10 protein-coding genes are annotated in these 12,550 nt (G+C 70.3%); 7 read left to right on the top strand and 3 right to left on the bottom strand.

Going from position 1 to position 12,550, the window contains the following annotated elements; translation table 11 throughout:
• Nucleotides 1-1,132: 1,132 nt before the first annotated feature.
• From AB0M28_RS26045 to AB0M28_RS26035, 3 genes are all read left to right on the top strand, one after another.
• Nucleotides 1,133-1,825, top strand: a complete 693-nt coding sequence (locus AB0M28_RS26045; protein ID WP_365409648.1) for an HAD family phosphatase — start codon at nt 1,133-1,135, stop codon at nt 1,823-1,825.
• 370 nt (nt 1,826-2,195) lie between these two features.
• Nucleotides 2,196-3,815, top strand: coding sequence for an ABC transporter substrate-binding protein (locus tag AB0M28_RS26040; protein WP_365409645.1), 1,620 nt, complete (start codon nt 2,196-2,198; stop codon nt 3,813-3,815).
• A gap of 149 nt (nt 3,816-3,964) precedes the next feature.
• The gene (locus AB0M28_RS26035) at nt 3,965-5,521 is read left to right on the top strand and encodes an ABC transporter substrate-binding protein (protein ID WP_365409660.1); all 1,557 of its coding nucleotides are present in this window, start codon (nt 3,965-3,967) and stop codon (nt 5,519-5,521) included.
• Nucleotides 5,522-5,588: 67 nt separating this feature from the next.
• Here the strand turns inward: AB0M28_RS26035 and AB0M28_RS26030 are convergent, their stop codons facing one another.
• Both AB0M28_RS26030 and AB0M28_RS26025 read right to left on the bottom strand, forming a co-directional pair.
• On the bottom strand, nt 5,589-6,260 hold the full coding sequence (locus tag AB0M28_RS26030; protein ID WP_365409642.1) for a response regulator transcription factor: 672 nt from the start codon (nt 6,258-6,260) through the stop codon (nt 5,589-5,591).
• Nucleotides 6,261-6,275: 15 nt separating this feature from the next.
• Nucleotides 6,276-7,274 (bottom strand): PD-(D/E)XK nuclease family protein, encoded by a 999-nt coding sequence (locus AB0M28_RS26025; RefSeq protein WP_365409639.1) that lies wholly within the window; start codon nt 7,272-7,274, stop codon nt 6,276-6,278.
• A 162-nt stretch (nt 7,275-7,436) separates the two neighbouring features.
• On the opposite strand from AB0M28_RS26025, the gene AB0M28_RS26020 reads away from it, so the two are divergent.
• The 3 genes from AB0M28_RS26020 (at nt 7,437) to AB0M28_RS26010 (ending at nt 10,238) form a co-directional block, all read left to right on the top strand.
• Entirely contained in the window at nt 7,437-8,618 is a 1,182-nt protein-coding gene (locus tag AB0M28_RS26020; protein ID WP_365409636.1) for a site-2 protease family protein, read from the top strand.
• Nucleotides 8,619-8,673: 55 nt separating this feature from the next.
• Nucleotides 8,674-9,561 (top strand): tRNA (adenine-N1)-methyltransferase, encoded by an 888-nt coding sequence (locus AB0M28_RS26015; RefSeq protein WP_365409633.1) that lies wholly within the window; start codon nt 8,674-8,676, stop codon nt 9,559-9,561.
• Between the two features lie 98 nt (nt 9,562-9,659).
• Nucleotides 9,660-10,238 (top strand): hypothetical protein, encoded by a 579-nt coding sequence (locus tag AB0M28_RS26010; protein WP_365409630.1) that lies wholly within the window; start codon nt 9,660-9,662, stop codon nt 10,236-10,238.
• Between the two features lies 1 nt (nt 10,239).
• Here AB0M28_RS26010 and AB0M28_RS26005 read toward each other — a convergent pair whose 3' ends face one another.
• Complete coding sequence (locus AB0M28_RS26005; protein ID WP_365409627.1) at nt 10,240-10,545, bottom strand: ferredoxin; 306 nt, start codon at nt 10,543-10,545, stop codon at nt 10,240-10,242.
• Between the two features lie 241 nt (nt 10,546-10,786).
• Between AB0M28_RS26005 and arc the strand changes: the two genes are divergently transcribed.
• Nucleotides 10,787-12,550, top strand: a complete 1,764-nt coding sequence (gene arc / locus AB0M28_RS26000) for a proteasome ATPase (RefSeq protein ID WP_365409624.1) — start codon at nt 10,787-10,789, stop codon at nt 12,548-12,550.

Genomic DNA, 12,550 nt, shown 5'->3' with positions numbered 1-12,550 from the left:
GTCGTGCGTCGAAGGTGCGGTTCCGCTGCGCGGCGCCGGGCGGTGCTCGCGTCGTGCGTCGAAGGTGCGGTTCCGCTGCGCGGCGCCGGGCGGTGCTCGCGTCGTGCGTCGAAGGTGCGGTTCCGCTGCGCGGCGCCGGGCGGTGCTCACGTCCTGCGTCGAGGGTGCGGGTGCGCTGCCCTCGCGTCCTGCGACGAAGGTGCGGGTTGCGCTGCGGCGGTCGGTGCTCGCGTTCTGCGTCGAAGGTGCGGTTCCGCTGCGCCCACCCGTGCCGCCCTGCGGCACGACTGCCCGCAGCATTGCGTCGGTGCCCAGCCCAGCCCAGCCCAGCCCAGCCCAGCCCAGCCCAGCCCAGCCCAGCCCAGCCCAGCCCAGCCCAGCCCAGCCCAGCCCAGCCCAGCCCAGCGCGGCGCGGCGCGGCGCAGGGCGGGGGCGGGGGCGGGGCGGGGCTGTGGACGTCGCCGCCTGCCGACGCCTGCCCCGGTGCGCCCCGACCCCGTACGGCCCAGCCCGCACACGGCCCAGCCCTCATGCGGGCCAGCCCTCATACGGCCTGGCCCGCACACGGCCGGCCCCCGTATGGCCCAGCCGTGCGGGTTGCGCGACTCCTGCGAAACCAGCCCGTCCGGCGTTTGAGGACTTCGCCGCGAAGCGGTGAAGCGCGTCAGCCGACGCAACCCGAGGTAGAGCCCGTCCGGCGCCTGAGGACAAGCGGGCGGGGCTCGCTACCGTGCGTGGTCGGTCGGGTGCCGGGCGCGAGCGGCGCCTCCAGCCCGTCCGGCGTTTGAGGACGAGGCGCGCAGCGCCGATGCAGCGGTGACCAGGCGACACGGCGATGGGCCCGAAACCAGCCCGTCCGGCGCTTGAGGACTTCGCCGCGAAGCGGTGAAGCGCGTCAGCCGACGCAACCCGAGCAAAAGCCCGTCCGGCGCCTGAGGACGAGCGCCGAAGGCGCGACAAGCGGGCGCAGCCCGCAAGGGGGCCCGGGGGCGGAGCCCCCGCAGCGCAAGGAGAGCCACCCCACGCAAAGCCGTCCGCCGAGGACAAGTCGTACACTGGCAGGTCCACCGCATCGGCCGGTCGTCACCCAAGGCGACCGGCCGATCGCCCCCTCGCACCAGGAGGTGAGTGGATGACCACCACCATCCCCGCCCTAGGCACGAAAACCGCCGACGGCTCCGCACTCCAGGCCGTGCTGCTGGACATGGACGGCACCCTCGTCGACACCGAAGGTTTCTGGTGGCAGGCCGAGGTCGACGTCTTCCACGGCCTCGGCCACACCCTCGGCGAGGAGCACCGCGAGGTCGTGGTCGGCGGACCGATGACCCGCAGCGCCACCCATCTGATCAACGCCACCGGCGCCGACATCACGCTCGACGAGCTGACGGTCCTGCTGAACGACCGCTTCGAGGTGCTCCTGGACGGCAACGTCCCCCTGATGCCCGGCGCCCGCCGACTGCTCGGCGAGCTGGCCGCGCACGAGATCCCCACCGCGCTGGTCTCCGCCTCGCACCGCCGCATCATCGACCGCGTACTGCGCGGCGTCGGCCCCGAACACTTCGCGTTCACCGTGGCCGGCGACGAGGTCGCGCGCACCAAACCGCACCCGGAGCCGTATCTGACGGCCGCGGCACAGCTGGGCGCCGACCCGGCCCGCTGCGCCGTGATCGAGGACACCGTGACCGGCGTGGCGGCCGCGGAGGCCGCCGGCTGCCGGGTGATCGCGGTCCCCTCCGTGGCGCCGATCGCACCCGCCCTCGGCCGCACCGTGGTCTCCTCCCTGGAGGAGGTAGACCTGGCCTTCCTGCGTTCCCTGGTCATCTGAGCCGTCTGAACCGTCCGAGCCGTCCGAACCATCCGAGCGAGCGCGAATTGCAAACGGGTGCGAATAGCAAACGGACCGGTCGCGATAGCGCAAGAAGAGACCGAACCGCACGGACTTCACGACCACTCCCCGACGTGAGCTTCGTCACTTCCCGAGGCGTCGACAGCCCGTGCGGGATATGCAGGACGGGCCACCGGGCCCGTCCATCTGTCCCGCTTGCCCGTGTTCTGCAAGTGATGTCCACGGCACCGCATATCGGTACGCGGTCGCCTGTATTCGGGGAGTGATTCCCCCTCAACTTCCCTGCCGCTGAACGCGGCTGACCCCGCCCACTAAGGTCTGCCAGGAGTGTGTGGAGGGGAAGCCGACGATGATGCGTAGAACGCTGGCGCTACCGGCTCTGCTGGGCCTGGTGGCGCCGATGACCGCCGCCTGCGGTGGCGCCGGGTCCGACGGCGACGGGTCGGCCATCGTCGTGGGTACGACCGACGTGATCGCCGTCAGCAAGGACGCCCCCGCGCCGCTCGACCCGGCGTTCGCGTACGACATCAACAGCTGGAACGTCCTGCAGAACACGATGCAGGGCCTGCTCCGCCTGCCCCGCAGCGGCAGCGAGCCGGAGCCCGACGCGGCGAAGGAGTGCCACTTCGCCGACACCCGCAGCAGCCAGTTCCGCTGCACGATGCGCGACGGCCTCGAGTTCAGCAACGGCCACGAACTGACCGCCGAGGACGTCAAGTACTCCATCGAGCGCATGCTGCGGATCGACAACCAGGAAGGCCCCGTCGGCCTGCTGACCAATATCGACGCGGTGGAGACCCCGGGCAACGAGGAAATCGTCTTCCATCTGAAGTCGCCCGACGCCACGTTCCCGTTGAAACTCGCCACTCCCGCCGCCGCGATCGTCGACAAGGACGAATACCGCCCGAACGCTCTGCGGGAGGGCCTCGGCGTCGTCGGATCCGGTCCGTACACCCTCGATGTCGAGACGGAAAAGGGCCACCCGACGAAATTGGTCTTCACCCGCAACGGGAAGTACCAGGGCAACCTGGAGATCAAGAACGACAAGGTCGAATTGCGGGTCTTCGCCGAGCCGGGCGCCGACAACGCCAAGGCCATGGAGGAGGCGCTCAAGGCGGGCGACGTCGACGTCGTGAACCGGTCGCTGAACCCGGGGCAGATCGAGGCGCTGCGCGCCCGCGCCGACCAGGATCTGCAGTTCCAGGAGACGTCGAGCATGGGCATCCGCTACCTCGTCTTCAACATGAACCTGCCGACGTCGAAGGAGAAGGCCGTCCGTCAGGCGGTCGCCCAGGTGGTCGACCGGGAGCAGTTGGTCCGCGACGTCTACAAGCACGCCGCCGAGCCGCTGTACTCGATGATCCCGCAGGGCGTGCTCGGCAACAGCACGGCCTTCTACGACAAGTACAAGCGGCCGGACGCCGACAGGGCCCGCGGATGCCTCGCGGACGCCGGGATCCCCGTCCCGGTGCCGCTGACGCTCGACTACACCACCGACCACTACGGCGCCGCGACCAAGGCGGAGTTCGAGGAGCTGAAGTCCCAGCTCGACGAGTCGGGCCTGTTCGACGTGACCATCAGGGGCACGGAGTGGAAGCGCTTCGCCCGTGACTTCCAGGCCGACAAGTACGCCGTGTTCGGCCTGGGCTGGTACCCCGACTTCCCGGACGCCGAGACCTTCGTGGCCCCGTTCGTCGGCCCCGACAACCAGAACTCCACCGGCAACCACTACCGCAACCCCGATATCGAGGAGCGGGTGAAGGCCAGCCGGCAGGAGGCCCAGCGCGCGCGGGTCATCAAGACCTTCGAGCACGTCCAGGACCTCGTCGCCGACGAGGTCCCCGTCCTGCCGCTGTGGCAGGGCAAGGAGGTCATCGCGGCGTCCGACAGCGTCAGCGGTGTCGAGTGGGCGCTCAACTCCTCCTCGACGATCCAGTTGTGGGAGCTCGAGCATGGCCTCGCGGAGTGACGCCACCCCGTTCGCGGACGGTCCGGGGACATCCGGCCGCTGGTCCGCGCCCAGCACTACCGACCGGCAACAGCAGTCATTCGAGTAAGGGATCACAGCAAGTGCAGAATCGTTTCCTGCGGCTGACCACCGTGCCCTTCAGCGCGGCGATGGCCGCCGCGCTGCTGACCGGATGCGGAGCGGGCTCCGGCGAGGGCGGCGGCTCCGGCGACCCTGTCGTCATGGGCATGAGTGACAACGTCACCTCCCTCGATCCCGCCTCGGGTTACGACGTGGGCTCCTGGCTGGTGTTCAACAACGTCTTCCAGTCCCTGATCAGCTTCCCCCGCGGCGGCACCGTGCCCCAGCCGGAGGCCGCGAAGGAGTGCGGCTTCAAGGACGAGGCCAGCAAGCTGTACGTCTGCGAGCTGCAGGACGGGCTGAAGTTCAGCAACGGCAACAAGCTCACGTCCGAGGACGTCAAGTACTCGTTCGAGCGGACCGTCAAGATCAACGACGCCAACGGCCCGGGGTTCTTCTTCGACTCGATCGACAAGATCGAGACCCCGGACGACCTGAAGATCACCTTCCGGCTGAAGTACTCCGACGCGACGTTCCCGCTGAAGATCGCCTCGGGTGCCGGCTCGATCGTCGACCACACCGAGTACCCCGCCGACAAGCTCCGCTCGGGGGACTCCGCCGTCGGCTCCGGCCCGTACAAGCTGGACAAGTACGTCAAGGACAAGGAGGCCGTCTTCTCGCCCAACTCCGGCTACAAGGGTCCGGCCGAGCTGAAGAACTCCGGCATGACGCTGAAGCTCTTCCAGAACGACACCGGCAAGCTGGGCGAGGCGCTGGAGGACGGCGACATCGACCTGGCCTACCGTGGCCTGGACGCCAAGAACATCGCCGACCTCGAGAAGAAGCAACTCACCGGCGACCAGGCGCTCCGCGTGGTCGAGGGCACCAGCGCCGAGGTCCAGCACCTGGTCTTCAACATGAACGACCCGGTCGCCGGCAAGCTCGCCGTCCGCAAGGCCGTGGCGTACTCCATCGACCGCACCGCGCTGGTCCGCGACGTCTACCGGCGTACCGCCGAGCCGCTGTACTCGATCATCCCGTCGGGCATCGTGGGCCACAACACGGCCTTCTACGACACCTACGGCGACAAGCCGGACGTGGCCAAGGCACAGGAGGCGCTGCGGGCCGCGGGCATCACTGAGAAGGTGCCCGTCAAGCTGTACGCCACGCCCGAGCGCTACGGTCCGGGCACCGTGCCCGGCTTCGAACTGCTCGCCAAGCAGCTCAACTCCACCGGGCTCTTCGACGCCGAGGTCGTCAACGTCGAGGACGCCGACGAGTACCAGAAGGGCATGGAGGACGGCCGCTACGGCTTCTACGTGAAGGGCTGGGTGCCCGACTACCCGGACCCGGACAACTTCACCCTGCCGTTCTTTGGCAAGGGCAACGTCGTCTACAACAACTTCCCGGCCGGCCGGATCACGGACGACCTGCTCCCGCAGACGGCGGCCGAGGCCAACCGCAACGCCACCGTCCGCCAGTTCGAGCAGGTGCAGAACCTGGTGGCCGAGGAACTCCCGATGCTGCCGCTGTGGCAGGGCAAGCAGTACGCCGTGGCCAAGGAGAACATGCTGGGCCTGGAGGGCGTGCTCGACGCCTCGACGGTGTTCCGCTTCTGGGAGATCGAGAAGGGCGCGACGGAGTAACACCCGCCGACCGCACGCGAAGGGCCCGGGAGCAGCCTCCCGGGCCCTTCTCGCGTATCCCGACGGCTCAGGACGCCCCCGGCCGCACCAGGCCGCTCTCGTACGCGTACACCGCCGCCTGGACCCGGTCGCGCAGGCCCAGCTTGGTCAGCACATGGCCCACATGGGTCTTGACCGTCGTCTCGCTGACGAACAGGTCCGCGGCGATCTCCGCGTTCGACAGACCCCGCGCCACCAGCTTCAGCACCTCCACCTCGCGGTCGGTGAGGGTGCCCAGGGTGTCGGGGACGGTCTCCTCGCCGGACGGCAGCTTCGAGGCGTACTTGTCGAGCAGCCGCCGGGTGATGCTCGGCGCCAGCATGGCCTCACCGGCCGCCACCACCCGGATGGCCTGCACGAGCTCCGCCGCGGGGGCGTCCTTCAGCAGGAAGCCGCTGGCGCCCGCGCGCAGCGCGTCCACGACGTACTCGTCGAGGTCGAACGTCGTCAGCACCAGGACCTTCGCCGCGTCCTCCCGGCCGGCACCGGTGATCTGCCGGGTGGCCTCGACCCCGTCCATCCGCGGCATCCGGATGTCCATCAGCACCACATCGGGCTGCAGGGCCCGCACCTGGTCCAGGGCCTGGACCCCGTCACCGGCCTCGCCCACCACGGCGATGTCCTGCTCGGCCTCCAGGATCATGCGGAAACCTGTACGCAGCAGCGGCTGGTCGTCGACGAGCAGGACGCGGATGGCCACGGATCTTCTCCTTCGCTAGACCTCGCCCATTCTGCCCTGGGAGTCCGCGGCCGACTCGCCCGGGCGTGGATCGGGCACCGCGACGTCTCCCACCTGCGGCTTCGGGGCCGCCGTGAGGGTCAGCGGATACGGCGGGGGAGTGCCGCCGTACGCCGGGCACAGCTCCTGGAAGCTGCAGTAGTTGCACAGCGGCCCCGTCCGCGGCCGCCAGTCGCCGCTGGCCGTCGCCGCCTCGATCGCCCGCCACAGCGCGTGCAGCTTGCGCTCCACGCCCCGCAGATCGCCCTCGTCCGGGTCGTACGTCAGCACGTCGCCGCTGCCCAGGTACACCAGCTGCAGCCGGCGCGGCACCAGGCCGCGCAGCCGCCACACCACCAGGGCGTAGAACTTCATCTGGAACAGCGCGCCCGCCGCGTACTCCGGGCGGGGCGCCTTGCCCGTCTTGTAGTCGACGATCCGCACCTCGCCCGTCGGCGCCACGTCCACCCGGTCGATCACCCCGCGCAGCCGCAGCCCCGACTCCAGCTCGGTCTCCACGAACAGCTCCCGCTCCGCGGGCTCCAGCAGCGCCGGGTCCTCCAGTGCGAACCACCGCTCGACCAGCGCCTCCGCCTCCGCCAGCCAGCCCGCCAGATCGATGGCCTGACCGTCCTCGGCGAACAGCTCCGCCAGCTCCGGCCGGTCCGCCAGCAGCCGCTCCCAGGCGGGCGCGACCATGGCCCGCGCCCGGGGGACCGTGCGGTCCGCGGCCGGATCGTCGAAGAGCCGCTCCAGCACCGCGTGCACCAGGGTGCCCTTCGTCGCGGCCGCGTTCGGGCGCTCCGGGAGCCGGTCGATCACCCGGAAGCGGTACAGCAGCGGACACGTCTGGAAGTCGCTCGCGCGCGACGGGGACAGCGACGCGGGCGGCGGCCCGGACCGCTCCCCGCCCGCCCGCGGCGGGGCGGACGGGCCCGGTCCGGGCGGGGACGGGGGCTGCCCGGAGTTGGTGTCGGTGCCGGTCGGGGTACTCATGGTGTACGACCCTACGGCCCGGCACCGACATCCGGCGGCATACCATCGAGGCGGGGGACCGTCCGCTCCCGCGGACGGACGGGACCGGCCGAACCCTCCGGGACGGACGCGACCTGGGTGCCGCTGACAGAGGACAAGGGGACAAGGGGACAAGGGGAGAGCGTGGACGACGACGGCAAAGAAAACCGTCCGAAGGAGCGCGGCGGCGGTCTGCTCATGGGCCGTCCGTTCGGCGTCCCCGTCTACGTGGCCCCGAGCTGGTTCCTGGTGGCCGCGCTGATCACCTGGGTGTTCGGCGGCCAGCTGGAGCGGATCCTGCCGGAGCTCGGCGCGGTCCGGTACCTCGTGGCGCTGTTCTTCGCCATCGCCTTCTACGCCTCCGTGCTGGTGCACGAGCTGGCCCACACCGTCGTGGCCCTGCGCTACAAGCTGCCCGTGCGGCGGATCCAGCTGCAGTTCTTCGGCGGGGTGTCGGAGATCGAGAAGGAGTCCGAGACGCCGGGCCGGGAGTTCTGGCTCGCCTTCGCGGGCCCGCTGCTCTCGCTGGTCCTCTCCGGGGTCTTCTACGGCGGGCTGCAGCTGGTGCAGGAGCGCACCGTGCCGGCCGTGCTGCTGGCCGGGCTGATGGTCTCGAACCTGATCGTCGCCGCCTTCAACCTGCTGCCCGGGCTGCCGCTCGACGGCGGCCGGATGCTGCGCGCGGTCGTCTGGAAGCTCAGCGGCAGGCCCATGACGGGCACGATCGCCGCGGCCTGGGTCGGGCGGGCGCTCGCGGTCGCCGTCCTGATCGGGCTGCCGATGTACACCACCAGCGCCCAGGGCGACGACGCGTCGCTCGGCGGCCTCGACTCCATCACGGACGCCCTCCTCGCGGCGATCCTCGCGGCGATCATCTGGACCGGCGCGGGGAACAGCCTGCGCATGGCGCGGCTGCGCGAGCGGCTGCCGTCGCTGCGGGCCCGGGTCCTGACCCGGCGGGCGGCGCCGGTCACCGCGGACACCCCGGTCTCCGAGGCGCTGCGGCGGGCGAACGAGGCGGGGGCCAGGGCGCTCGTCGTGGTCGACGGCGCCGGGGAGCCCACGGGGATCGTGCGCGAGTCGGCGATCCTCAACGTCCCGGAGCACCGTCGCCCGTGGGAGGCCGTGGGCGCGCTCACGCAGGACCTGCGCGCCGGGATGCGGGTCCCCGCGGAGCTGACGGGGGAGGAGCTGCTCGAGCACATGCGGGCCACGCCCGCCACGGAGTACCTCGTGGTCGAGGACACCGGCGAGATCTACGGCGTCCTCTCAGCGGTGGACGTGGAACGCGCCTTCGTCGCAGCCATGGCCCGCCCCGCCTCCTGACCTCCGCACGGTGCCCCGTGCGCGACCGTGCGTGAACGGCAGGTAACCTGGGCGCATGTCCGAACCGACCGGTGCCGCCCGCCGTCGCGGGCCCTTCCAGGTCGGGGACCAGGTCCAGCTCACCGACCCCAAGGGACGCCACTACACGTTCACGCTCGAAGCCGGGAAGAGCTTCCACACCCACAAGGGTGCCTTCCCGCACGACGAGCTGATCGGCGCTCCCGAGGGCACTGTTGTGCGTACCACCGGGAACGTCGCGTACCTCGCGCTGCGCCCGCTGCTCCCCGACTACGTCCTGTCCATGCCCCGCGGCGCCGCCGTGGTCTACCCCAAGGACGCGGGGCAGATCCTCGCGATGGCCGACATCTTCCCCGGCGCCCGCGTCGTCGAGGCCGGTGTGGGATCCGGCTCGCTGACGATGTTCCTGCTGCGGGCCGTGGGCGACCACGGGATGCTCCACTCCTACGAGCGCCGGGACGACTTCGCCCGGATCGCGAAGGAGAACGTGGAGCGCTACTTCGGCGGCCCCCACCCCGCCTGGCAGCTCACCGTCGGCGACCTGCAGGACAACCTCGCCGAGACCGAGGTCGACCGGGTCATCCTGGACATGCTCGCCCCCTGGGAGTGCCTGGACGCCGTCTCCAAGGCCCTGGTGCCCGGCGGCATGCTCTGCGCGTACGTCGCGACCACCACCCAGCTGGCCCGCACCGTGGAGTCCATCCGCGAGCAGGGCTCGTTCAACGAGCCGGCCGCCTGGGAGACCATGGTCCGCACCTGGCACATCGAGGGCCTCGCCGTACGCCCCGACCACCGCATGATCGGCCACACCGGCTTCCTGCTCACCGCCCGCCGCCTCGCGGACGGCGTCGAGCCGCCGCTGCGCCGCCGCCGTCCGGCGCCCGGCGCGTACGGCGAGGACTACGAGGGCCCCGGGAAGCGATAGCCCCCTGCCGTGCGGGGTGGCGGTCGTTCCGCCCCAGGTGATCATGTGGCAACATTCCTGCCACCCCCACGGCACCAGCTATCCCAGGAGTCCCTAGCGTGCAGCCCCTGCCAGGCGCAGCAGATCTCCCCCACACCCGCAGCGGCCCCCTCCAGTGGCTCGCCACCGCCGCCGCCGTAGCCGCCGTCGTCGCGGGCGGCGCCGTCCTCCAGCCGGACGACGCGTCGGCCGCCCACCGGCCCGCGGACGCGAAGAACTCCGGCGGACCCGACGCGGCAGCCGCCGCGTACCCCCTGGACTGCGGCCCCCGCAGGCCCGTCGTCACCCACCGTGCCGCCGCGGACCTCGACAGCGACGGCCGGACGGAGACCGTCGCCGTCGTCCGCTGCGAGACCGGGATGGGCACCGCGCCGAGCGCGATCTACGTACTGACCGAGCCCACCGCCCCCGGCGAGCGCCCGGACATCGCCGAGACGCTGCTCGAGGCCGACCAGGACATGTACGTCAGCGAGTTCGCCGTCCGCGATGGTGAGATTTCGGCCACACTGCTCGGTTTCTCCGAGGACGCGCCCCGCTGCTGCCCCGACCGTCAGCGGGACGTGGAATGGCACTGGGAGGACGGACGGTTCGTCCTCGAGGCCCAGCCCGTACGCAGCGCCACCACCCGGGCGGCCTGAGTCATCCGGCGTCGGGGCCGTACACCTCGGCGCCGTCCGGCACCCGCCGGACGTGGATGCACTCGCCCGGGCACTCCCTGACGGACGCCACCACGTCCGTGAGCAGGGGCAACGGCACCGGAACCGAGGCGCCGGGGGTCTGCCGCAGCTCGTCGTCCGGCCCCTTCACATAGGCCAGACCGTCGATGTCCAGCTCGAAGACCTCGGGCGCGTACTGGGCGCAGATCCCGTCCCCCGTGCACAGATCCTGGTCGATCCAGACCTCGAGCCCGTCGGTCTCCCCGGCGGTCTCGCTCGCTACGGTCATCGCTCCTGCCGATCTGCGCGTATGGGACGAAATAGAGTCACCCCTGACGGGTGTTGACCATTGCGACCCTACAACCGCCCGCTTTCCGATGCGTGAGGGTGGGTATTCCCCTGGCGAAGGGACGTGCGCAAGGGTGAAGATCAGACCCACCGCGACCGTCTTTGTGATCTAGGGGTTTCAACTGGGACTGACCCAGGTAGGGTCAGGAAGCGTCCAGCTCCCCTTGGAGGAGGTGAGGACCGTGGCAGCCCACGACGACGACATCAACCGCGGCAACCGTACGGGCCGGGGCGACGACCCCGCCGGCACGATTGCCTACCTCGAGCAGGAGATCGCCGTCCTGCGACGCAAGCTCGCCGACTCGCCGCGTCACACGAGGATTCTCGAAGAGCGCATCGTCGAGTTGCAGACCAACCTGGCAGGCGTGTCCGCGCAGAACGAACGGCTCGCAGGCACCCTCCGCGAGGCCCGCGACCAGATCGTGGCCCTGAAGGAGGAGGTCGACCGGCTCGCGCAGCCGCCGGCCGGCTTCGGCGTGTTCCTGCAGGCCAATGAGGACGGCACGGCCGACATCTTCACCGGGGGCCGCAAGCTCCGGGTGAACGTCAGCCCGAGTGTGGAACTCGACGACCTCAAGCGCGGCCAGGAGCTGATGCTCAACGAAGCCCTCAATGTGGTCGAGGCGATGGAGTTCGAGCGCGCCGGGGACATCGTCACCCTCAAGGAGGTCCTCGAGGACGGCGAGCGGGCCCTGGTCCTGGGGCACACCGACGAGGAGCGCGTGGTACGGCTCGCCGAGCCGCTGCTGGACACCGTGATCCGGCCCGGCGACGCCCTGCTGCTGGAGCCCCGCTCCGGCTACGCCTACGAGGTCATCCCCAAGAGCGAGGTCGAGGACCTCGTCCTGGAGGAAGTCCCCGACATCGACTACAACAAGATCGGCGGTCTGGGCAACCAGATCGAGATGATCAGGGACGCGGTCGAGCTTCCGTACCTCTACCCCGACCTGTTCAAGGAGCACGAGCTGCGCCCGCCCAAGGGCGTCCTGCTCTACGGCCCGCCCGGCTGCGGCAAGACCCTCATCGCCAAGGCCGTCGCCAACTCCCTGGCGAAGAAGGTCGCCGAGGTGACCGGCAAGCCCGCGGGGAAGTCCTTCTTCCTCAACATCAAGGGCCCCGAGCTCCTCAACAAGTACGTCGGCGAGACCGAGCGGCACATCCGCCTCGTCTTCCAGCGGGCCCGTGAGAAGGCATCCGAGGGCACCCCCGTCATCGTCTTCTTCGACGAGATGGAGTCCCTCTTCCGCACCCGCGGCTCCGGCGTCAGCTCGGACGTGGAGAACACCATCGTCCCGCAGCTGCTCGCCGAGATCGACGGCGTGGAGGGCCTGGAGAACGTCATCGTCATCGGCGCCTCCAACCGCGAGGACATGATCGACCCCGCGATCCTGCGCCCCGGCCGGCTCGATGTGAAGATCAAGATCGAGCGTCCGGACGCGGAGGCCGCCAAGGACATCTTCTCCAAGTACCTGACGGAGACCCTGCCGCTGCACAGCGAGGACCTCGCCGAGCACGCGGGCAGCAAGGGCGCCACGGTCACCGGGATGATCCAGTCCGTGGTGGAGCAGATGTACGCGGAGTCCGACGAGAACCGCTTCCTGGAAGTCACCTACGCCAACGGGGACAAGGAAGTCCTGTACTTCAAGGACTTCAACTCCGGCGCGATGATCCAGAACATCGTCGACCGGGCCAAGAAGATGGCCATCAAGGCCTTCCTCGACCACAACCAGAAGGGCCTGCGCGTCTCCCACCTCCTCCAGGCGTGCGTGGACGAGTTCAAGGAGAACGAGGACCTCCCGAACACCACCAACCCCGACGACTGGGCCCGGATCTCCGGCAAGAAGGGCGAGCGGATCGTCTTCATCCGCACGCTCGTCACCGGGAAGCAGGGCGCGGACACCGGTCGGTCCATCGACACGGTGGCCAACACCGGCCAGTATCTGTAA

Origin of the sequence: Streptomyces sp. NPDC051940 (assembly GCF_040680895.1) — a bacterium.
GTDB lineage: Bacteria > Actinomycetota > Actinomycetes > Streptomycetales > Streptomycetaceae > Streptomyces.
Note: the sequence above shows the minus strand (reverse complement) of the source record. Positions and strands in the feature narration are given on the sequence as shown.